Here is a 20,672-nt window from a genome sequence, read left to right as displayed (position 1 = left end):
AGAGCCTGATCGGTTGCGGCGGCCATGATGGCGTCAGGCGCGACGATTGGCGCGGATCAGCGTCAGAATATCGCGCGCCGCACGTGGAATATTGGTGCCCGGGCCGAAAATTGCCTTCACACCACTTTCATAGAGGAAGGCATAGTCCTGCTGCGGGATCACGCCGCCACAGATCACCAGTACATCCCCCGCCCCCGCGGCCCGCAGCGCCTCGACCAGGCGGGGTGCCAGCGTCTTGTGGCCTGCCGCAAGGCTGGAAATGCCAACGACATGAACATCGTTGTCGATCGCATCCTGTGCCGCCTCCTCCGGGGTCTGGAACAGCGGCCCCACATCGACGTCGAAACCGATATCGGCAAAGGCGGTGGCGATCACCTTGGCGCCCCGATCATGGCCATCCTGGCCCATCTTGACCACCAACATCCGGGGCCGGCGCCCTTCCTCGACCGCGAAAGCCTCGACATCGCGCTGGATGGCGGCGAAATCGTCGTCGCCCGCGTAGGCCGCGCCATAAACTCCGGCAAGCGTTCTGACTTCGGCCCGATGCCGTCCAAAAACCTTTTCCATTGCCATGCTGATCTCTCCCACGCTGGCGCGGGCCCGTGCCGCGACGACGGCCGCTTCCAGAAGGTTGCCACCTTCGGCTGCGCGACGCGACAGTTCGGCCAGCGCCGCATCACAAGCCCCCTGGTCCCGCGAGGCCCGAATCTGTGCCAGCCGCGCGATCTGGGCTTCGCGAACCTTGGCATTGTCGATATCGAGGATCTCGATCGGATCCTCCTTCTCAAGCCGGTACTTGTTGACGCCGACGATCACATCTTCACCGCGGTCAATCAGCGCCTGCCGCCGCGCGGCCGTCTCCTCGATCCGCAGCTTGGGCATGCCCGAAGCGACGGCCTTGGTCATGCCGCCCATCGCCTCGACCTCTTCGATCAACGCCCAGGCCTTGTCGGCCAGTTCGGCCGTCAGGCTTTCGACGTAATAGCTGCCGGCAAGCGGATCGACGACCTTGGTGATGCCGGTTTCTTCCTGGAGGATCAGCTGCGTATTGCGTGCGATACGGGCGCTGAAGTCTGTGGGCAGGGCAATCGCCTCGTCCAGAGCGTTGGTATGCAGCGACTGTGTGCCGCCCAGCACCGCCGCCAGCGCCTCATAGGCGGTGCGGACGACGTTGTTGTAGGGATCCTGCTCCTGCAGCGACACGCCCGAGGTCTGGCAATGGGTGCGCAGCATGAGGCTGCCGGGCTTCTTCGGGTTGAACTCGGACATGATCCGGTGCCAGAGCATCCGTGCCGCCCGCAGCTTGGCCGCCTCCATGAAGATGTTCATGCCGATGGCAAAGAAGAACGACAGCCGCCCGGCAAAGGCATCCACATCCATGCCGCGCGCGATCGCCGCCCGCACATATTCCCGCCCGTCGGCCAGGGTGAAGGCCAGTTCCTGCACCAGGTTCGCCCCCGCCTCCTGCATGTGATAGCCGGAGATCGAGATGGAATTGAACTTCGGCATCTCGGCGCTGGTATATTCGATGATATCCGCGATGATGCGCATCGAGGGTTCGGGTGGATAGACATAGGTGTTGCGAACCATGAACTCCTTCAGGATGTCGTTCTGGATGGTTCCCGACAGCAGGCTGCGATCGACGCCCTGTTCTTCGCCCGTCACGATGAAATTCGCGAGAATCGGGATAACCGCGCCGTTCATCGTCATCGACACGCTGACCTTTTCCAGCGGGATTCCGTCGAACAGGATCTTCATGTCCTCGACGCTGTCGATGGCCACGCCCGCCTTGCCGACATCGCCCTCCACCCGCGGGTGGTCGCTGTCATAGCCACGGTGTGTGGCAAGATCGAAGGCAACCGAGACGCCCTGCTGCCCGGCAGCAAGCGCCCGGCGATAGAAGGCGTTGGATTCCTCTGCCGTGGAAAAGCCCGCATATTGACGGATCGTCCAGGGCCGGCCGGCATACATCGTTGCCCGCACACCGCGCGTGAAGGGCGCCTGGCCCGGGACCGAGCCGATGTGCCCAAGGCCGGCAATGTCCTCCTCGGTATAAAGCGGCTTTACCTTTATTCCTTCCAGCGTCTGCCAGACCAGGTCGTCGGGGTCGCGGCCCCGCAGTTCCTGGATCGCGAGTTTCCGCCACGCCTCTTGTTTCTCGCTCATGGCTGTGCCCTTCTCGTTGCGGTCACGCCCCGCGTCTGCGCGACGATGTGATGCGACCCCTGTGTTTCGCGCGCGAAACTGCCTATATGCTGGCCTACAGGAGGCCCCATGAAATTCGTCACGCTTGCCTTTCTTGTCGCTTTTCTTTCCGGCCCGGTTCTTGCCACCGAGGCCGCAACAGCGCCTGCACCGGATGTTCGGGCCGTCACGCCCAGCGGGCTTGAACTGCTCGATGCGGCTGATGTGAGCCTGTCCGAATTCGTCTGGGTGAAACGGGTGGTGGCCGTCTTTGCCGACACGCCGAACGACCCGCAGTTCCAGCAGCAGATCCGCATGCTGGAAGGCGCCAATGCGGGGCTTCTGGATCGCGACGTTGTCGTCGTGGTCGATACCGATCCGGCGGCCCGATCCGAGGTGCGCCAGCAGTTGCGCCCACGCGGCTTTTCCCTGGTGCTGCTGGACAAGGACGGCGCGGTGAAACAGCGCAAGCCTAATCCCTGGACGGCGCGCGAGATTTTCCACGCCATCGACCGCCTGCCGCTGCGCCGCGAGGAGATGCTGCAACAACGGCCGGGGCGTGTGACGAACTGACCTGCGGCGATCATTCGAACTCCATGATCACGTCGTCCACCTTCAGGCTGGCGCCTGCGGCGGCATTGATCGCCTTGACGATGCCGCGACGCTCGGCGCGCAGGATGTTCTCCATCTTCATCGCTTCGACTGTGGCCAGCGGCTGGCCTTCCTGAACCTCATCCCCCGCAGCCACGTTGATCTTCACCACGAGGCCCGGCATCGGACAGAGCAGGAACTTCGACGTGTCTGGCGGCAGCTTTTCGGGCATGAGCCGGGCAAGCTCGGCGGCGCGCGGGCTGCGCACCCGAACGGTCAGATCGGCGCCCCGAAGGCGCATCCGGAACCCGCTCGGAACCTTGCCGACCTTGATCACAAGCGGATCGCCATCAACCGCAAGCCGTGCCAGCGGCTGCCCGGGGGTCCAGTCCGATTCCACCCGGTGCACCAACCCATCGGCAAAGCGGATGGTCGCACCTGCCTTGTCGGCCGCGACGGAAACCACGAACTCCTGATCCTGCAGGGTGACCACCCAGTCGGCGCCGACGTGACGTTCGTGATTGCCCATGCGCCCCGAAATCCGGGCGCGACGGATCTCGGCCACCCGGTGCATCGCGACCGCCGCGGCCGCTACCCGCCGCAGCAGCGCGTCGGGCAGCACCGCGCCCTGAAAGCCTTCGGGGTATTCCTCGGCGATGAAGGCAGTGGTGATATCACCTGACACGAAGCGCGGATGGTCCATCACCGCTGAAAGGAACGGCAGGTTGTGACCGATGCCCTCGACCTCGAAGCTGTCCAGCGCGACGCGCATCGCCTCGATCGCAGCTCCGCGGTCGGGTGCCCAGGTGCAGAGTTTGGCGATCATCGGGTCATAGTACATGCTGATCTCACCGCCTTCATAAACGCCGGTATCGTTGCGCACGACATGGGCCCTGGTCGCCACCTCTTCCGGCGGGCGATAGCGGGTCAGTCGGCCAATGGAGGGCAGGAAGTTGCGGTAGGGATCTTCGGCGTAAAGCCGGCTTTCCATCGCCCAGCCGTTGATCTTCAGATCGGCCTGGGTGAAGGGTAGCGCCTCACCGGCGGCGACGCGGATCATCTGTTCCACCAGATCGACGCCGGTAATCAGTTCCGTCACCGGATGTTCGACCTGCAGCCGGGTGTTCATTTCCAGGAAATAGAAACTGCGGTTGCCATCGACGATGAATTCCACCGTGCCGGCGCTGGTATAGCCGACGGCGCGCGCCAGGGCGCAGGCCTGTTCGCCCATTGCCTTGCGCGTCGCCTCGTCCAGAAACGGGCTTGGCGCTTCCTCGATCACCTTCTGGTTCCGGCGCTGGATCGAGCACTCCCGTTCATGAAGATAAACGGTGTTGCCGTGGCTGTCGGCCAGCACCTGGATCTCGATGTGGCGTGGCTGGGTCACGAACTTCTCGATGAAGATCCGGTCATCGCCGAAACTGCTGGCCGCCTCGTTCTTCGACGACTGGAAGCCTTCGCGCGCCTCATCGTCGTTCCAGGCAATGCGCATGCCCTTGCCGCCGCCCCCGGCGCTGGCCTTGATCATCACCGGATAGCCGATCTCGGCGCTGATGCGCACGGCCTCGTCGGCATCGGCGATCAACCCCATGTAACCAGGCACGGTGGAAACCCCCGCCTCGGCCGCCAGCTTCTTCGAGGTGATCTTGTCCCCCATCGCCTCGATTGCAGTTGCCGGCGGGCCGATGAAGGCGATCCCCGCGGCCTCGAGCGCCTGAGCGAACTTCATGTTCTCGGAAAGAAACCCATAGCCGGGATGCACGGCCTCGGCCCCCGTGTGCCGGATGGCCTCCATGATCCTGTCAATCACGATATAGGACTGGTTCGCAGGCGCGGGACCGATATGAACTGCCTCATCGGCCATCTTCACATGAAGCGCGTTCCGATCGGCATCGGAATAGACCGCCACCGTGGCGATGCCCATCTTGCGGGCCGTCTTGATGACGCGGCATGCGATCTCTCCACGGTTCGCGATCAGGATCTTCTTGAACATTTCCTCTCCCTCAGCCGCAAGGCGACGGTGCAATAGAAAAGGGACGCCATGCCTGCGCATGACGTCCCTCTTGGTCGAATGATGCAGTCTGGCCGGTCTTAGCGGCGGCAGAGATGCGGGTTGAGCTGGCAGAACGCGACGTTACCGCCTGCGCCGATGACGGCACCGGCAGCGATGTCGCCGCCCGTTGCCGCACCGGCAACCGCACCCACGCCGCCACCGACGAGCGCCTGCTCACCAACCGTGTTGCCACATGCGGCGATACCCATGAGAAGGGCGAAGCCCAGTGCGATGGTCTTTTTATGCATTTTTCCGTGCCTCCTGGAAATACTTGATCCTCGCGATACCTAGCGCAACCGGCGGCAGAGAAAACCGAAAAAATCGTGATGAGCCACGACCGAGGGCTGCATCGGCGAGGTCCTGCCAAAAAAATCGAAAAAAAAGGCCTGACCGAAGGCAGGTCAGGCCAGGGGATAGTGGAAGGGTAACAGTTCTGACGAAATGCCGAAAAGGCGCTGCCGCCTGCCGACAGGATCAGCATGAACCGCGCGGAAGCCGGTGCAAAGCAAAAGAATGTGCCGACCCTGAAGTGCGCGGAACCTTGCCTATTCAACCCCCGATTGCGCATTTCAGTCCCAGTCCTCCGCATCGGCATCATCGCCGTCGGCGAACTCATCGTCGTCATTCTCCTCGAAAACCTCGGGGAAGGATACGCGGGCGCGCCGCACATCGATCCGCAGCAGGGCGTCGTAACTTTCGGGGTCGAAGGGCTGTTCAGCGGCCACGACTTCCCTGCCGAAAAGCCACGACAGCCGGCCGGCATCCAGATTGCCACGTTCGAAGGGTTCTTCGCCGAAATGGGCCCAAAGTGCGGCCATGAACGCCGAATCGGCGCGCCGATCCACATGCTTGCGGTCGGCATATCTTTCGCGGGCGATGAGACGGGTCGCGCCGTTCTTGTTGGCGCGGCGGATCACGAACTGGAAGTCAGTCCCGGCAAGCCGCCCGGGAAAGCCACGATGTTTCAGCATGCCGCCCCCGTTCCGGAACGCAGCCCCACGCTGAAATGAGTGCCTTGGGCAGGCAGAACCCGCCCAAGACCCGCGGGCCGGGCCCGCGAAACCACAGGTTCCGGAACAGGCGCGGCCTGCCCCGGGCAGACCTCAGCGGTATTTGCCGGTGAAGGTCGGCTCGGCAGCGATCGGTGCCGCAGCGACGGGCTGGGGCTCGGGCTGGCGGTTGCACGCCGAAACGAAGGCAACGAGGCTGAGCGCCAGAACAACTTTGGTGGTTTTCGACATTTTCGTCTCCTGTTCCTTCCCGCGACGCGATCCGCACTGCAACGCGCGGTTGAGCCGCGGCGGGATATTCCCGTCACATCATCGTGACAGTCCAGCAGATTAAATGATGCCACTGCCCTTGGACATGGGGCGCAATAGCCGTCCATCACGAAGTTCGCCACCTGTGTCGCGCTTGCATCAGCCACCGCCGCAGCCCGGGCGGCACCGGTAAGTTTGTGCCTCTGCATCAGAAATCCTCCAGCATACAGATGCCGTCGTCGGGGCGAAACGCCTCGATGAACTGGACCAGATCGGGGTCGATCTGGCCGAATTCCGACGGCCGGTCGGCGAGCGATATCATGATCACATCCGCTGTGCGCCCTGTTTCGGCAAGAAGCGTCAAGGCAACCGTGTCGCAAAGATGCGCCATGTCGAGGATCGAGCTTTCCCAGGTGCCAAGGCCTGGCGCGACGAAACGCAGGCGCAGCCAGTGGCCATCTACCTCGTCCGGGCCCTGCCACAGCGTTTCCTGCAAGGTCACTGGCAGGCCCGACGGCACTGCAACCATATCCGCTAGGGCGGTCAGCGGAGCAAGCGGCAGGGCAAGCAGGGCAAGGCGCATCGGCGGGGCTCAGAGCGGGATGTTATCGTGCTTTTTCCACGGATTGGACAGCTTCTTGCTGCGCAGGCTGGCAAAGGCGCGGCAGACCCGGCGCCGGGTACTGTGGGGCATGATCACCTCGTCGATGAAACCCTTTTCCGCGGCAACGAAGGGATTGGCAAAGCGATCCTCGTAGTCCCTGGTGCGGGCGGCGATTCTGTCTGCATCCCCCAGCTCACTCCGATAGAGGATCTCGACCGCGCCCTTGGCCCCCATCACCGCGATTTCCGCGGTCGGCCAGGCATAGTTGAAATCCCCGCGCAGGTGCTTGGAGGACATGACATCATAGGCGCCACCATAAGCCTTGCGGGTGATGACCGTGACCTTGGGCACCGTCGCCTCGCCATAGGCGAACAGAAGCTTTGCGCCATGCTTGATGACGCCGCCATATTCCTGCCCCGTTCCGGGCAGAAAGCCGGGCACGTCCACGAAGGTCAGGATCGGGATCTCGAACGCATCGCAGAAGCGCACGAACCGGGCCGCCTTGCGGCTTGAATCGATGTCCAGACAGCCGGCGAGTACCATCGGCTGGTTTGCCACCACGCCCACCGTCGAACCTTCGAGCCGGATGAAGCCGGTGATGATATTGGCGGCGAAGTCCTTCTGGATCTCGAAGAAATCCCCCTCGTCGGCGACCTTGAGGATCAGTTCCTTCATGTCATAGGGCTGGTTCGGGTTCTGCGGGATCAGCGTGTCAAGGCTGGGCTCCAGCCGCGCCGGATCGTCGAAGAACGGGCGCACAGGCGGTTTTTCGCGATTGGACAGCGGCAGGAAATCGATCAAGCGGCGCGTTTCGCTCAGCGCCTCGACATCGTTTTCGAAGGCGCCATCGGCAACCGAGGATTTCGAGGTATGGGTGCGCGCTCCGCCCAGTTCCTCGGCTGTCACGATCTCGTTCGTGACCGTCTTGACCACATCCGGGCCGGTCACGAACATGTAGGAGGTATCGCGGACCATGAAGATGAAGTCGGTCATTGCCGGGGAATAGACGGCGCCACCTGCGCAGGGTCCCATCACAAGGCTGATCTGCGGCACGACACCGGAAGCCAGGATGTTGCGCTGGAACACATCGGCATACCCGGCGAGGCTTGCGACACCTTCCTGGATGCGCGCGCCGCCGGAATCGTTGATCCCGATTACCGGCGCACCGTTCTGAAGCGCCATGTCCATGATCTTGCAGATCTTCTGGGCGTGGGTTTCGGACAGCGAGCCGCCGAAGACGGTGAAATCCTGACTGAAGACATAGACCATGCGGCCATTGACGGTGCCCCAGCCTGTCACCACGCCGTCACCTGCCGGCCGGTCATCCTGCATGCCGAAATCGGTGCAGCGATGCGCCACGAACATGTCGAATTCCTCGAACGAGCCTTCATCCAGCAGAAGTTCGATCCGCTCGCGTGCCGTAAGCTTGCCCCTTGCGTGCTGCGCATCGATGCGCCGCTGACCACCCCCAAGCCGCGCCATTGCGCGCCGGTCTTCAAGCTGTTGCAGGATGTCTTTCAATGCAGGTCCCTCCTCGCATCCGGCAACACTAGCCGCTGCGAAGAAAGCCGCAAAGCGATATTCGGAAGATTTGCAAACAATACGTCGACCCGGATCTGCGAAATGCAAAATTGCGAACCTTCCCCTGCGCCGCCCCTGAAGCCGTGGCGCGCTGTCTCGCAGCATCTTGAACCGGGTGGCCCTGAAGCCGGAAACCACCGGCCCCTCGGCGCGACTGCGCAGCGACGCATCACGACGGCCTGCCTGCCGAACCCTCGGACCGGGGCACCGAATTGTCCTGATTGCGCGCCTCCCCCAGCGGAACCACAAGGCAGCCTCCGCACACTCCGCGGAAACCGGGCTGCGGCGGCCCTTGAAATCGGGACAGAGAGACGGCACAAGGAAGCCATCGGCCCCGTAGCTCAACTGGATAGAGCACGGACCTTCTAAGTCTGGGGTTGGGGGTTCAAGTCCTCCCGGGGTCGCCATCCACGCTGTCAACGGGTGCAATGAAACGGCGGTTCCTGCTGTTCCCAAGGGCGTTCCGGGACAGGCCCTCTCCCCAGAACCCGCCGGGAGTTCAGCGGTGAAACGTCCGTTCGTGAGGCCATGTCGCAAGGACATATCGGGGCTCGAGGCTTTCGGGGCGCCGTTCTTCGCAAACGAAGCGAGCCGCAGCCACCTGCGCTGCCCGCCCGGACAATGCCTCTGCCAGGCCGGAAGCCGGTCCGGTGCGAATACCGCAACCCGGCGGCCCGAGGCACGCAGACGCCGTCCTGAGCGGCCACAGGCAGTGGCGCCTGAATACCGCGAGGCGGCATTCGGGCAGAGGGAACGCGGCACCGGATGCACGGATGCGACATCGGGGCTGGCACTTCCAGCGGGAACGGCGCGCAGGGACCACAGGTCGTGACGGCAACCGCGCCGGGCGTGCAGGACGGGATGCCGGAGATCCACGTTGCATCGGGGCCGTGCAACGCAGAGTCCCTGATCCACTCATGCGATCACTCCATCGACAAAAGGCTCCCGGCAGTTCCGAAACCCGGCGCGAAGGAGGCAACAGGCGACTGCCACCGCGCTCCGTCAACCGGCAGACATGTCCGGACAGATGATCCACGACCCGACCCGCCGGCCATCCGGCCGCCACTGATGCAACCTGCACACGCAACCCGCCCGCACGAATTGGCCATCGAAGCCCCGAAGGCTGAAAGGCTCGCACACAGCAGGAAATCGACGCGCGGCGCGCGGATTCACGGCCGGTTTACCTTGACACCCCATCGCAACGTCCTCCATCAAGGCCGCGAAATACGACCATAACTTTCGGGGTTCACCTCCCGCCGCGCGATAACAACGAACGGAACGCACAGGTATGTCCCTTGTCCTGATCGCGGCGCTGCCCTTCATCGGCGCGCTCTTCCCCGGGCTCATGATCCGCGCCGGGCGCAATGCCTGTGCGATGATGACCGGCTCTTTCACCCTGCTTGCCCTGATCCTGCTGCTGATCGAAGCGCCCGCCGTCCTGCGCGGCGAGGTGATCCGCAATCAGATTTCCTGGATGCCGGGGCTTGGGCTTGATGCGAACTTCTTCCTCGACGGGCTGGGCCTGCTGTTCGCGGGAATGATCCTTGGCATCGGGCTGCTGGTGATCCTTTATGCCCGGTTCTACCTGTCCAAGAACGACCCGATGGGCCAGTTCTATACCTATCTGATGCTGTTCCAGGGCGCGATGGTGGGAATTGTCCTGTCCGACAACATCCTGCTTCTGCTCATTTTCTGGGAACTGACCTCGCTCTCGTCCTTCCTGCTGATCGGCTACTGGAAGCATCTGCCCGAGGGACGGCAGGGCGCGCGGATGGCGCTGGCGGTCACCGGTGGCGGCGGGTTGGCCCTGATCGGGGGGATGCTGCTTCTGGGCGGGATCGTCGGCAGCTATGATCTGAGCGTGATCCTGCAAAGCCGTGACGTGATCCAGGCATCGCCCTGGTATCTGCCGGCACTGCTATTGATCCTGTTGGGATGTTTCACGAAATCGGCGCAGTTCCCGTTCCACTTCTGGCTTCCGCATGCCATGGCCGCGCCAACACCGGTTTCCGCCTATCTGCATTCGGCGACCATGGTGAAGGCGGGGCTGTTCCTGATGGCGCGGCTCTGGCCGGTGCTGGCGGGAACGGATGCATGGTTCTACATCGTCGGCATCACCGGGCTGATCACCATGGTTCTGGGGGCGGTGATCGCGCTGTTCAAGGACGATCTCAAGGCACTTCTGGCCTTTTCGACCGTATCGCATCTGGGCCTGATCACCATGCTTCTGGGCTTTGGCACGGCCGAGGCCGCGGTGGTCGCTGTCTTCCACATCATCAACCACGCCACCTTCAAGGCCGCGCTGTTCATGACGGCCGGGATCGTGGACCACGAGGCGCATACGCGCGACATCAAGCGGCTGGGAGGGTTGCGGCACCTGATGCCGATCACCTTCACCATTGCGACGATCGCGGCCCTGTCGATGGCCGGGATTCCGCTTCTGAACGGCTTCCTGTCGAAGGAAATGATGCTGGAAGAGGCCGCGCATACCGACGTCTGGGTAGGTATCTTCGCGACAATCGGCGCGCTGTTTTCGGTGGCCTATTCGTTCCGCTTCATCGGCCACACCTTCCTGGGGCCCAAGCGGCACGATTATCCTGGCCACCCCCATGATCCGGGCTTTGGCCTCTGGGCGGCGCCGGCCTTCCTTGCGGTGCTGGTCATCGGCATTGGTATCCTGCCGCAAACCCTGGTGGGCGGGCTTGTCGCCACCACTTCTGGCGCTGTGATCCAGGGCGAGCTTCCCTACTACTCGCTTCAGCTGTGGCACGGGGTCACGCCGGCGCTGTTCATGTCGGTCATCGCGGTCGTGGGTGGCCTTCTTGTGCTCAGCCAGCACCGTCGGCTTGATGCGGCCTGGATCGCCACCCCCCGCCCCGAGGCCAAGACGATCTTCGACTGGCTGGTCGAAGGCATCGCCCGCATGGCCCGCGCGCTGACCGATGCGCTGCATGATGGCGCGATCAGCCGCTATCTGATGATCTTCGCGGCCGCCTCGGTGATCATGGGCACCGTCGCGTTCATGGGCGGCACTCATACGCCGGGCACCCACAGCCTGCTGCCGGTCTCGCCGATGGCGGTGGTGGGCCTCGGGCTTGTGGTGATTGCCTCGCTGGGCGTAGTGCTGTTCCACCGCAACCGCCTGCTCTCCCTGGTCATCATCAGCGTCAACGGACTCGTGATCTCGCTGGGCTTCGTCTATCTGTCCGCGCCCGACCTTGCTCTGACGCAGCTGACGGTCGAGGTGGTGACGATCATCCTTCTGCTTCTGGCGCTGAACTTCCTTCCCAAGGAAACGCCGCGCCAAAGCAGTTCCGGCCGCAAGTGGCGCGACGGGATCGTCGCCTGCCTGAGTGGCCTGGGCGTCGGCGGGCTGGTCTATGCGATCATGGCGCGTGACCTCGCGTTCGAGTCGATCTCGCAGTTTCATCTGGATCAATCCTATCCGGGCGGCGGCGGCACCAACGTGGTGAACGTGATCCTCGTAGACTTCCGGGGCTATGATACTTTCGGCGAAATCATCGTGCTGGGCGTTGCGGCACTGGCGATCTTCGCGCTGACCGAGGCGTTGCTGCGGGGCCCGGCGTCACGCAGGCTTCTGTCCTGGGTGCCTGACCAGAAACGCGCCGGTGACCGGCACCCGCTGATGCTGGTGGTGGCGACGCGGGTGATGATGCCGATGGCGGTGATGGTCGGCGTCTATATCTTCCTGCGCGGTCATAACGAACCGGGCGGCGGCTTCATCGCCGGGCTTGTCGTGTCGATCGCGCTGCTGATGCAATACATGGCCTCGGGCTTTGCCTGGGCGCAGGCGCGGCAGCGGGCGGATTATCACGCGATCATCGCGGCGGGCGTCCTGATCGCGGCGCTCACCGGCGTGGGCGCCTGGTTTGCGGACCGGCCGTTCCTGACCTCGGCCTTCGGCTATTTCCGGATCCCGCCGATGGACAAGTTCGAGCTTGCCACGGCCATGGCCTTTGACGTGGGCGTTTTCCTTGCCGTCGTCGGCTCGGTCATGCTGGCGCTGGCAAGCCTGTCACGGCTGGCGCGCCGCGCCGGAGAAACCGTGAACGAGGCGGCAATGGACATCGATCCGTCCCAAGAGACCGAGGAGGCCCGCTGATGGAACTGATCGTTGCCCTCGCCGTGGGCGTTCTGACGGCGGCTGCCATCTATCTTATCCTGCGGCTGCGCACCTTTCCGGTCGTTCTTGGCACCGCAATGCTGTCCTACGCCGTGAACGTGTTTCTGTTCGCCACGGGGCGGCTTGCGATAAACCAGCCGCCGGTGCTGCTGGCCGAGGGTCCCTATTCGGACCCGTTGCCGCAGGCGCTGGTGCTGACGGCCATCGTGATCGCCTTCGGCATGACGGCGGTCGTCGTGATGCTGGCGCTTGGCGCCTACCTCGAATCCGGCACTGACGAGATCGACATGACTGACGAAACCAAAGGGGATCGGACATGAACCACCTGATCCTCGCGCCGGTGATCCTGCCGGCGATCCTTGCGCCGCTGATCGTGCTGGTGATGCGGCATGAACTCTCGCTCCAGCGGATCTTTTCGGTGGTGGGCAGCCTTGCGCTGCTGGTGATCGCCCTGCTTCTGTTCGTCCAGGCCGCCACCGGCGAGATCCAGGTCTATGAGATGGGCAACTGGCCGGCGCCGTTCGGCATCGTGCTGGTGCTCGATCGGCTCTCGGCACTGATGCTGATGCTGACCGCGATCCTGGGTGTGGCGGTCGTGCTTTATGCGATTGGGTCCGGCTGGGATGCGCGCGGCAAGCACTTCCACGCTTTGTTCCAGTTCCAGCTCATGGGGATCAACGGCGCCTTTCTGACCGGCGACGCCTTCAACCTGTTCGTGTTCTTCGAGATCCTTCTGATCGCCTCCTACGGGCTGATGATCCACGGCGGCGGCAAGCTGCGGCTGCGCGCCGGTGTGCAATATGTCGTGTTCAACCTCGCAGGGTCGGCGCTGTTCCTGTTCGCGCTTGGCACCCTTTACGGGATGACGGGAACGCTCAACATGGCCGACATGGCCGGACGGGTCGCGGCCCTTCCCGAAGGCGACGCGGCGCTGCTGCGTGTGGGGGCGGTGCTTCTGCTGCTGGTCTTTGCGGTCAAGGCAGCGGTGGTGCCGGTGCACTTCTGGCTTCCGAACACCTATACCCATGCGCCGGCGCCAGTGGCGGCCCTGTTTGCGATCATGACCAAGGTAGGTGCCTATGCCATCCTGCGGATGTACACGCTGGTCTTTGGCCCGGACATGCCGATGATCGGCACGCTGATCGCGGACTGGCTTATCCCGGCTGCGGTGGTGACGGTGGCGCTCGGGATGCTGGGCGTGCTCGGCTCGGCCCATCTTGGACGGCTGATCTCGTTCTCGGTCATCGGCTCGATGGGGACGCTGTTTCTGGCGATAGGCCTCTTTACGCCCGAGGCGACGACGGCAGCACTTTACTACATGGTCCATTCGACCTTTGCCGCGGCAGTGCTGTTCCTGATCGCCGATCTTGTGGTCTCGCGGCGCGGCGCGGCGGGGGCGGCGATCACGGCCGCCGCGCCGATTGCCCAGAACGGGCTGATCGCGGCCCTGTTCTTTGTCGCCGCAATCGGCATGGCGGGGCTACCGCCGCTTTCAGGCTTCATCGGAAAGCTTCTGATCCTCGATGCCGCACGGGACAGCGGACATATGGTGGTGATCTTCACCGCTATCCTCGTGACCTCGCTGATCGCGGTGGTGGGCTTTGCGCGCGCCGGATCGACAGTGTTCTGGAAGGCGTATGCCGTCGGCGGCGAGCCGGCCCAGGTGCCGACCCAGGGCGCGCTTCCGGTGGTCGTGACCGGCGGACTTGCGGCAACGATGCTGTTGATGGTGATCCTCGCCGGGCCGCTGACGGGCTATATCGAGGCGACCTCGGCCCAGCTTTATAACCGGAGCGGCTATGTCGAGGCGGTGCTGCCACCGATGGATGCCCAAGGCACACCGATCCCGCAAAGCGGTGAACCCGAAGGCCAGGGGCCGTTACCGCCCGATGGCCCGCAGACAGCGTTGCCAGACGGCGAGGAACCGGGCACCGTTCCGGGTGCCTACAGCGGCGGCGAAGCCGAACGTGAAGCCGAGGAAGGAGCCGAGTGATGATCCGCAAGTTCCTGCCACATCCGCTGCTCACACTGCTTCTGACAGTGGTCTGGCTCATGCTCATGAACAACGTGTCCCTGGGCGGCATCGTGTTCGGCCTGATCCTTGGCGTCATCATCCCGATTGTCACCGCCCCCTACTGGCCTGACCGTCCGGTGCTGCGCAACTGGCCGATGATCATCGAATATGTGCTGGTGGTGCTCTGGGATATCGTGGTCGCGAATGTCGTCGTCGCCAAGACGATCCTGTTCAAGCGCAACGAGGACATGCGCCCCGCATGGATCACCGTTCCGCTTGAGCTTCGTTCGCCCGAGGCGATCACCATCCTGGCCGGCACGATCACCATGACGCCGGGCACTGTTTCGAGCGACATCTCGGCCGATGGCCGCGCCATCCTGGTGCATTGCCTCGACGCACCCGATCCGGATGCGGTCCGCGACGAAATCAAGCATCGCTACGAACGCCGGCTCAAGGAGATTTTCCTGTGATCACCTATGCGCTTTATTTTGCCTTTGGCTGCTTCGGCCTGGCGCTTCTGCTGAATCTCTGGCACCTCGCACGTGCTTCGGGCGTCGGCGACCGGGTTCTGGCCCTGGATACGATGGTCATCAATTCCATCGCGATCCTGATCCTGTACGGCGTTGCAAAGGGCACCGCCGTCTATTTCGAGGCGTCGATGCTGTTCGCCATGGTGGGCTTCGTCTCGACCGTGGCCTACTGCAAGTTCATGCTTCGCGGCGATATCATCGAGTGAGGGTGCAATGATCCTGATCGCAGAAATCCTGATATCGGCCCTTCTGGTCATCAGCGGATTGTTCGGGCTGGTGGGTTCTTACGGGCTCATCAAGCTGCCCGATCCCATGACACGCCTGCATGCCCCCACCAAGGCCACGACGCTGGGCGTGGGCGGCGTGCTGGTGGGCTCGATGATCTATTTCGCGGTGCTCGGCGGCGGCTTTTCCTTCCACGAACTGATGATCACGCTGTTCCTGTTCCTGACGGCACCCATCGTTGCGCATTTCATTGCCAAGGCCTGGCTGCATCGCAACATGACCCCCGCAGATCTTCCCCCTACCGGGCGGCCAAAGGGCTGGGCCGGACAGGAAGCGACCGCCGAGGCCGACCGGACGCCACAGCGCCCGCGCGGCTGATGCCCTAGCGGCGGCGCGCCCGGCGGCGCGCGTCGCGGCGTTCGGCGATGCCGTCCCAGAACGGCTCGAGCCGGTTCTCGCGAAACCGCACCCAAAGCCGCCAGACCAGCAGCATCAGTGCAGCGAGGATGGTCAGGATGACAATCGGTCCCCAGGGCACCAGCGTGACGTCCGGACCTTCGACCGGGCGAATGCGGACCGCGTTCGGGAACATCGAGAACAGTTCCAACCGCCACCCATAATGCGTGATCGCGACCCACTGCGGATTTGCCGAGGTCGAGACATAATTCTGCGCCCGTGCCTGCAGGGTAGAGCTGTTGAACTTGAAATAGGGCGGCCAGCCCCAGCCGGTATCTTCGTTGCGATAGACAAGTTCGCGCCCACTGGGCCGCACCGCCAGAACAAAGCGGACATCCCGCGTTCCGTCGCTGGTGACAAAACCGGTGCCCGTGGATGTATCGATGCGGCGGTTCTCGATGCCCACGATCCGGACGATATCGCGCTGCGGCAGGGTATAGTGCAGAAAACCGCCGATCACGGCGATCAACAGCACCAGAAGCGTCCATTTTACATAGCGCATGATCTACCTGCCCTTGCTGCAACCTCGGTCAGAGGTAGCAGGCCGCTTGCGCAAGGTCCACAGCGTCAGGTTGCCAGCGCCACCGCCACCGCCCGCGACAGCTTGTCCACCAGCTCGTCGATCTGGTCATCGCTGATGATGAACGGCGGGGCAAGAAGCACGTGATCGCCCCGGCGACCGTCGATCGTGCCGCCCATCGGATAGCAGATCAGCCCGGCCTCGAACGCAGCAGCCTTGATGCGCGCGTGCAGCTTGCGCTCCGGCTCGAAAGGCGCCTTGGTCGCCTTGTCGGCCACAAGCTCAAGCCCCAGAAACAGGCCCCTGCCCCGGATGTCGCCGATATGCGGATGCGTGTCGAAGGCGCTGCGCAAGGCAGCGTCAAGCCGCTGACCCTGCGTGACCACCCGCGGCAACAGCCCGCGCCCGAGGATCGCCGAAAGAACCGCATGCGCGCCTGCCGCCGCCATGGCGTGCCCCATGTAAGTGTGGCCGTGCTGGAAAAAGCCGCTTCCTGCAGCGATCGCGTCATAGATCCGCCCAGAGGCGAGCAGCGCCCCGATTGGCTGATACCCCGCGCCAAGCCCCTTGGCGATGGTAATCATGTCCGGTTCGATCCCGTCCTCGGCGCAGGCGAAAAGATGCCCGGTGCGGCCCATGCCGCACATCACCTCATCCAGGATCAGCAGAACGCCGTAGTGGTCGCAGATCTCGCGGATGCGGCGGAAGTATCCCGGCACCGCCGGAACCGCGCCGAGCGTCGCGCCCACAACCGGTTCGGCGATGAAGGCCATGACCGTCTCGGGGCCAAGGCGCAGGATCTCTGCCTCAAGCTCGTTGGCGACGCGCAGCCCGTACTCCTCGGGGCTTTCGCCCTCGGCACTGTCGCGATAGGCATAGCAGGGGCTGATGTGGCTCGTCTCGGCCAGCAGCGGCGCAAACTGCTGCCGCCGCCAGGCATTTCCGCCAGCCGCAAGCGCGCCCAGCGTGTTGCCGTGATAGCTTTGCCGACGCGCGATGACGCGGTGGCGTTGCGGGGCGCCGGTTTCAAGGAAGTACTGCCGGGCAAGCTTCAGCGCCGCCTCGACCGCCTCGGACCCGCCCGAAACCAGATAGACCCGCTCCAGCCCCGGCGGCGCATGGTCGATCAGAAGGTCGGCAAGTGCTTCGGCCGCCGCGGTGGTGAAGAAACCGGTATGGGCAAAGGCCAGCGCATCAAGCTGTTCATGCAGCGCGGCGCGCACCTCGGCGTCAGAATGGCCAAGGCAGGACACCGCCGCGCCACCCGACCCGTCCAGATAGCGGCGCCCTGCCTCGTCGATGATGTAGCAGCCATCCCCACGCACCGCCCTCGGCAGCACCGTCCCGGTGCTGCGGCCAAACACATGATCCGGCATCATCAGTCCCTTACGACATAGACAGACTGGCGCGCGTGCCGCACGACGCGCGCGGCATTCTGCCCCAGCAGGTAATCCTTCAGTTCCGGACGGTGTGCGCCCAGAACGATCAGATCCGCCCCGACCTTGTCGGCCGCACGCAGGATCTCGTCATAGATCGAGCCATGCAGCACATGGGGATGCACCTCGACTTCGTCCGGCACATGCGCCTCGACCCAGTCGGACAGGGCCGCGCCAAGGGCGCGCAGGGCTTCCTTCTCGAACCCCTTGCGAAAGAACGTGCCCACCGCCGCTAGACCGAAATCGGGCAGGACCGAAACCACATGCAGCACCGCCCCATGCAGGCGTGCCTGGTCGAGGGCAACGCGCAAGGGACCTTTCCAGCTTTTCTCATCCGAGAGATCGACAGGCAGAAGGATGGTCTTCAGCATGACAGCCCCTTTTCAGAACGCAGGCTGCGTCTGTCGACGCCGTTGCAGCACCACCACAAGCCCCAACAGCAGCAGCGCCGGAATGTAGAACACCTGCTTGGGCAACCGGTCGGCCGGGGACTGCACGCTCACGATCTCGACCGGATCACTGCCGTAGAAATCGAAGCCCTGCATCTGCTGCTGATAGGTGCTTCCGAACATCGGTTCTTCCAGCAGCATCCGGTCGCCCTCGGGCATCAGGAACAGGCCCGCGGCATCGGCCCGCCCGCTGGGGGGCGTGTCGTCGGTGACGCGATAGACAAGCGTCGTCTGCGTGGTTGCCCCGGTCACGAAATCCGGCCCCCGCACGACGAACCGCACCTGTTCTCCGGGCTCGGCCTCGTCCAGAACCTGCTCGAACCGGGCGGGCGGGGTTTCCTCGAAGGGCGGCTGGATCTGGTTCAGCCAGAAGTTCGGCACGAACAGCGTGAAGGCCACCAGAAGCAACGCTGCGCTTTCATAGAACCGCGAGGGCGCGAGGAAATAGCCCTGCGTAGCGGCCGCGAACAGAAGCATCGCCACTGTCGCCGTCACAAAGACCACTGCCGCCTGGAAAAGCCCCGCCGCGGTGCCAAGATCGATCCCGTAAAGGATCAGTGTCGGGTTGTAGATGAAGAGAAACGGCAGCGCGACGGTCCGGAGGCTGTAGAAGAAGGCGGTAAAGCCGGTCTTGATCGGATCGCCCCCCGATACGGCCGCCGCGGCAAAGCTCGCCAGGCCCACCGGCGGTGTCACATCCGCCATGATACCGAAATAGAACACGAAAAGATGCGCCGCGATCAGCGGGACGATCAGTCCTTCCTGCGCGCCGAGGCTGACCACCACGCTTGCCATCAGCGACGAGACGACGATGTAGTTGGCCGTCGTCGGCAGGCCCATGCCCAGGATCAGCGAAAAGACCCCGACAAGCACGAGCATGATGAAAAGATGCCCGCCCGAAAGCTGCTCGACCAGCCCGGCCAGTTCGGTCCCGATCGGCGTCCGGGTGACGGTCGCAACGATGATCCCGGCGGCGGCCGTGGCCACCCCGATCCCGATCATGTTGCGCGCGCCCGCGATCATCCCCTCGACCAGATCGGCAAAACCCGCCCGGGTTTCGGCAGCGACGGCCCCACGTCGGAACATCGCCTTGATCGGTCGCTGGGTGATGATGATGAACAGCATCATCGCGACCGCATAGAAGGCCGATTTGGCAGGCGACTGGCGTTCGACCATGAGAAACCAGACCAGAACCAGGATCGGCAGCAGGAAGTGGATGCCGGTGGGAAACACCTCGGCCACTGTGGGAAGCGAGATCCGCTTGGCGTTCGGGTCGTCCAGCTCCAGATCGGGCCGCATCGCCGAAACGCGCACGGCCAGCACGTAAAGCACCAGGATCACCGCCAGCACGATCGGGTCGGACAGGCCCGGCGTCAGCGATCGAAGCGCACCGATCGCATAGATGACGCCGGTGAAGGCCGCACCGGCCACCACGAACCCGATCGCGATCTTGAGGAACATCTGCAGCAGGCTGCGCGCCTCGCCCAGAGCCGGCATGTTGGTTTTCAACGCCTCCAGATGCACGATGTAGATCAGTGCGATGTAGGAGATCACGGCCGGAATGAAGGCGTGCTTGATGACCTGAAGGTAGGAAATGCCCACGAATTCCACCATCAGGAAGGCGGCCGCCCCCATGACCGGGGGCATGATCTGCCCGTTGACCGACGAGGCGACCTCGACCGCGCCCGCCTTTTCCGAAGTGAAGCCCACGCGTTTCATCAGGGGAATGGTGAAGGTGCCGGTGGTCACGACATTGGCAATGGACGAGCCCGAAATCAGCCCCGTCATCCCCGAACCGACAACAGCAGCCTTCGCAGGCCCGCCGCGAAGGTGGCCAAGGCCCGCAAACGCCAGCTTGATGAAGTAGTTGCCGGCCCCTGCCTTGTCGAGCAGCGAGCCGAACAGCACGAAGAGGAACACAAAGGCCGTAGACACGCCCAGGGGGATGCCGAACACGCCCGCCGTATCAAGCCACTGCGTGTTGATGATCGAGGTGAACGAGAGGCCGTTGTGCTCGATGATCTCGGGGATCAGCCAGCCCTGCCCCAGATAGGAATAGGCAAGGAATACCGCGCCCACGACCGTCAGCGCCGGCCCGAGTGCGCGGCGCGATGCCTCGAGCAGCAGGACGATGCCGATCGAGCCGACGATGATCTGTTCCTGCGTCGGCCGCCCGGCCCGTGCGGTCAGCGAAATCTCGCGCGCATACCAGAAGACATAAAAGGCCGTGGCCGCCGCCAGAAGGCCCAGCACCCAGTCATAAAGCGGCACGCGGTTGCGCGGCGCGGTCTTGTATGCGGGATAGGCAAGGAAGGCCAGCAACAGCGCGAAGGCAAGGTGCAGGGGCCGGGTCTGCGCCGAATTCAGCACCTGCACATATTGGCCGAACCACAGCTGCGGCTGGGCGATCCAGAGCTGGAACAGCGACCAGCTGAAGGCGACAACGGCGATGAACAGCGCCACCGCCCGGCTGTCGGGCGCGCGGGCCCCGGAATCCGTGCTTGCCACCAGATCCTGAAGCTCATCCTCGGAAAAGCGGCGGCCCCTGCCTTCGGTGGGATCCCTGTCGCTGGCCATTGTCGCCCCTTCGCTGGGTTTTCTTTTCGCAAGGCGCCGCCCGGGCAGG

18 protein-coding genes and 1 tRNA gene are annotated in these 20,672 nt (G+C 63.8%); 8 read left to right on the top strand and 11 right to left on the bottom strand.

What is annotated here, in order from left to right; all coding sequences use genetic code 11:
• Nucleotides 1-33 precede the first annotated feature (33 nt).
• Entirely contained in the window at nucleotides 34-2,166 is a 2,133-nt protein-coding gene (gene scpA, locus ACFQXB_RS14030) for a methylmalonyl-CoA mutase (protein ID WP_377405009.1), read from the bottom strand.
• Between the two features lie 108 nt (nucleotides 2,167-2,274).
• On the opposite strand from scpA, the gene ACFQXB_RS14025 reads away from it, so the two are divergent.
• A complete protein-coding gene (locus ACFQXB_RS14025; protein ID WP_377405006.1) occupies nucleotides 2,275-2,757 on the top strand; it encodes a DUF4174 domain-containing protein in 483 nt (160 codons plus the stop codon).
• Between the two features lie 10 nt (nucleotides 2,758-2,767).
• On the opposite strand, the gene ACFQXB_RS14020 is transcribed toward ACFQXB_RS14025, so the two are convergent.
• From ACFQXB_RS14020 to ACFQXB_RS13995, 6 genes are all read right to left on the bottom strand, one after another.
• On the bottom strand, nucleotides 2,768-4,768 hold the full coding sequence (locus tag ACFQXB_RS14020) for an acetyl-CoA carboxylase biotin carboxylase subunit (protein WP_377405004.1): 2,001 nt from the start codon (nucleotides 4,766-4,768) through the stop codon (nucleotides 2,768-2,770).
• A 98-nt stretch (nucleotides 4,769-4,866) separates the two neighbouring features.
• Nucleotides 4,867-5,076, bottom strand: a complete 210-nt coding sequence (locus ACFQXB_RS14015; protein WP_377405001.1) for a hypothetical protein — start codon at nucleotides 5,074-5,076, stop codon at nucleotides 4,867-4,869.
• Between the two features lie 321 nt (nucleotides 5,077-5,397).
• Nucleotides 5,398-5,799, bottom strand: coding sequence for a hypothetical protein (locus ACFQXB_RS14010; RefSeq protein ID WP_377404999.1), 402 nt, complete (start codon nucleotides 5,797-5,799; stop codon nucleotides 5,398-5,400).
• A gap of 132 nt (nucleotides 5,800-5,931) precedes the next feature.
• The gene (locus ACFQXB_RS14005) at nucleotides 5,932-6,069 is read right to left on the bottom strand and encodes a hypothetical protein (RefSeq protein WP_377404996.1); all 138 of its coding nucleotides are present in this window, start codon (nucleotides 6,067-6,069) and stop codon (nucleotides 5,932-5,934) included.
• Between the two features lie 226 nt (nucleotides 6,070-6,295).
• Nucleotides 6,296-6,670 (bottom strand): DUF6497 family protein, encoded by a 375-nt coding sequence (locus ACFQXB_RS14000; protein ID WP_377404993.1) that lies wholly within the window; start codon nucleotides 6,668-6,670, stop codon nucleotides 6,296-6,298.
• Between the two features lie 9 nt (nucleotides 6,671-6,679).
• A complete protein-coding gene (locus tag ACFQXB_RS13995) occupies nucleotides 6,680-8,212 on the bottom strand; it encodes an acyl-CoA carboxylase subunit beta (protein ID WP_377404990.1) in 1,533 nt (510 codons plus the stop codon).
• Nucleotides 8,213-8,602: 390 nt separating this feature from the next.
• Here ACFQXB_RS13995 and ACFQXB_RS13990 point away from each other — a divergent pair.
• The 7 genes from ACFQXB_RS13990 to ACFQXB_RS13960 all read left to right on the top strand — a co-directional run bounded on the left by ACFQXB_RS13990 (nucleotide 8,603) and on the right by ACFQXB_RS13960 (nucleotide 15,563).
• A tRNA-Arg gene (locus ACFQXB_RS13990) sits at nucleotides 8,603-8,679 on the top strand.
• Nucleotides 8,680-9,560: 881 nt separating this feature from the next.
• The gene (locus tag ACFQXB_RS13985) at nucleotides 9,561-12,395 is read left to right on the top strand and encodes a monovalent cation/H+ antiporter subunit A (RefSeq protein WP_377404987.1); all 2,835 of its coding nucleotides are present in this window, start codon (nucleotides 9,561-9,563) and stop codon (nucleotides 12,393-12,395) included.
• A complete protein-coding gene (locus ACFQXB_RS13980; protein ID WP_377404985.1) occupies nucleotides 12,395-12,736 on the top strand; it encodes a Na+/H+ antiporter subunit C in 342 nt (113 codons plus the stop codon). Before ACFQXB_RS13985 ends, ACFQXB_RS13980 begins: the two co-directional genes overlap by 1 nt.
• Nucleotides 12,733-14,409: a monovalent cation/H+ antiporter subunit D gene (locus ACFQXB_RS13975; protein WP_377404982.1), complete on the top strand. Its 1,677-nt coding sequence runs from the start codon at nucleotides 12,733-12,735 to the stop codon at nucleotides 14,407-14,409. The genes ACFQXB_RS13980 and ACFQXB_RS13975 overlap by 4 nt, the downstream gene beginning before the upstream one ends.
• The gene (locus tag ACFQXB_RS13970) at nucleotides 14,409-14,900 is read left to right on the top strand and encodes a Na+/H+ antiporter subunit E (protein ID WP_377404980.1); all 492 of its coding nucleotides are present in this window, start codon (nucleotides 14,409-14,411) and stop codon (nucleotides 14,898-14,900) included. The genes ACFQXB_RS13975 and ACFQXB_RS13970 overlap by 1 nt, the downstream gene beginning before the upstream one ends.
• Complete coding sequence (locus tag ACFQXB_RS13965) at nucleotides 14,897-15,166, top strand: K+/H+ antiporter subunit F (RefSeq protein ID WP_377404977.1); 270 nt, start codon at nucleotides 14,897-14,899, stop codon at nucleotides 15,164-15,166. Before ACFQXB_RS13970 ends, ACFQXB_RS13965 begins: the two co-directional genes overlap by 4 nt.
• Nucleotides 15,167-15,173: 7 nt before the next feature.
• Nucleotides 15,174-15,563, top strand: coding sequence for a Na+/H+ antiporter subunit G (locus tag ACFQXB_RS13960; RefSeq protein WP_377404975.1), 390 nt, complete (start codon nucleotides 15,174-15,176; stop codon nucleotides 15,561-15,563).
• A 4-nt stretch (nucleotides 15,564-15,567) separates the two neighbouring features.
• Here the strand turns inward: ACFQXB_RS13960 and ACFQXB_RS13955 are convergent, their stop codons facing one another.
• From ACFQXB_RS13955 to ACFQXB_RS13940, 4 genes are all read right to left on the bottom strand, one after another.
• Nucleotides 15,568-16,143 (bottom strand): DUF1523 family protein, encoded by a 576-nt coding sequence (locus ACFQXB_RS13955; RefSeq protein WP_377404972.1) that lies wholly within the window; start codon nucleotides 16,141-16,143, stop codon nucleotides 15,568-15,570.
• Between the two features lie 65 nt (nucleotides 16,144-16,208).
• A complete protein-coding gene (locus tag ACFQXB_RS13950; RefSeq protein ID WP_377404969.1) occupies nucleotides 16,209-17,537 on the bottom strand; it encodes an aspartate aminotransferase family protein in 1,329 nt (442 codons plus the stop codon).
• Nucleotides 17,538-17,539: 2 nt separating this feature from the next.
• The gene (locus ACFQXB_RS13945; RefSeq protein ID WP_377404965.1) at nucleotides 17,540-17,968 is read right to left on the bottom strand and encodes a universal stress protein; all 429 of its coding nucleotides are present in this window, start codon (nucleotides 17,966-17,968) and stop codon (nucleotides 17,540-17,542) included.
• A 12-nt stretch (nucleotides 17,969-17,980) separates the two neighbouring features.
• Complete coding sequence (locus tag ACFQXB_RS13940) at nucleotides 17,981-20,623, bottom strand: TRAP transporter permease (RefSeq protein WP_377404962.1); 2,643 nt, start codon at nucleotides 20,621-20,623, stop codon at nucleotides 17,981-17,983.
• Nucleotides 20,624-20,672 lie beyond the last annotated feature (49 nt).

The sequence above is a fragment of the Halodurantibacterium daqingense genome, assembly GCF_042666235.1.
Classification (GTDB): domain Bacteria; phylum Pseudomonadota; class Alphaproteobacteria; order Rhodobacterales; family Rhodobacteraceae; genus Halodurantibacterium; species Halodurantibacterium daqingensis.
This window is presented reverse-complemented; position numbering and strand designations above follow the sequence as displayed.

Coding starts and splice junctions, on each gene's coding strand:
- scpA (WP_377405009.1), bottom strand. CDS start 2,166: ATGAGCGAGAAACAAGAGGCGTGGCGGAAACTCGCGATCCAGGAACTG.
- ACFQXB_RS14025 (WP_377405006.1), top strand. CDS start 2,275: ATGAAATTCGTCACGCTTGCCTTTCTTGTCGCTTTTCTTTCCGGCCCG.
- ACFQXB_RS14020 (WP_377405004.1), bottom strand. CDS start 4,768: ATGTTCAAGAAGATCCTGATCGCGAACCGTGGAGAGATCGCATGCCGC.
- ACFQXB_RS14015 (WP_377405001.1), bottom strand. CDS start 5,076: ATGCATAAAAAGACCATCGCACTGGGCTTCGCCCTTCTCATGGGTATC.
- ACFQXB_RS14010 (WP_377404999.1), bottom strand. CDS start 5,799: ATGCTGAAACATCGTGGCTTTCCCGGGCGGCTTGCCGGGACTGACTTC.
- ACFQXB_RS14005 (WP_377404996.1), bottom strand. CDS start 6,069: ATGTCGAAAACCACCAAAGTTGTTCTGGCGCTCAGCCTCGTTGCCTTC.
- ACFQXB_RS14000 (WP_377404993.1), bottom strand. CDS start 6,670: ATGCGCCTTGCCCTGCTTGCCCTGCCGCTTGCTCCGCTGACCGCCCTA.
- ACFQXB_RS13985 (WP_377404987.1), top strand. CDS start 9,561: ATGTCCCTTGTCCTGATCGCGGCGCTGCCCTTCATCGGCGCGCTCTTC.
- ACFQXB_RS13980 (WP_377404985.1), top strand. CDS start 12,395: ATGGAACTGATCGTTGCCCTCGCCGTGGGCGTTCTGACGGCGGCTGCC.
- ACFQXB_RS13975 (WP_377404982.1), top strand. CDS start 12,733: ATGAACCACCTGATCCTCGCGCCGGTGATCCTGCCGGCGATCCTTGCG.
- ACFQXB_RS13970 (WP_377404980.1), top strand. CDS start 14,409: ATGATCCGCAAGTTCCTGCCACATCCGCTGCTCACACTGCTTCTGACA.
- ACFQXB_RS13960 (WP_377404975.1), top strand. CDS start 15,174: ATGATCCTGATCGCAGAAATCCTGATATCGGCCCTTCTGGTCATCAGC.
- ACFQXB_RS13955 (WP_377404972.1), bottom strand. CDS start 16,143: ATGCGCTATGTAAAATGGACGCTTCTGGTGCTGTTGATCGCCGTGATC.
- ACFQXB_RS13950 (WP_377404969.1), bottom strand. CDS start 17,537: ATGCCGGATCATGTGTTTGGCCGCAGCACCGGGACGGTGCTGCCGAGG.
- ACFQXB_RS13945 (WP_377404965.1), bottom strand. CDS start 17,968: ATGCTGAAGACCATCCTTCTGCCTGTCGATCTCTCGGATGAGAAAAGC.
- ACFQXB_RS13940 (WP_377404962.1), bottom strand. CDS start 20,623: ATGGCCAGCGACAGGGATCCCACCGAAGGCAGGGGCCGCCGCTTTTCC.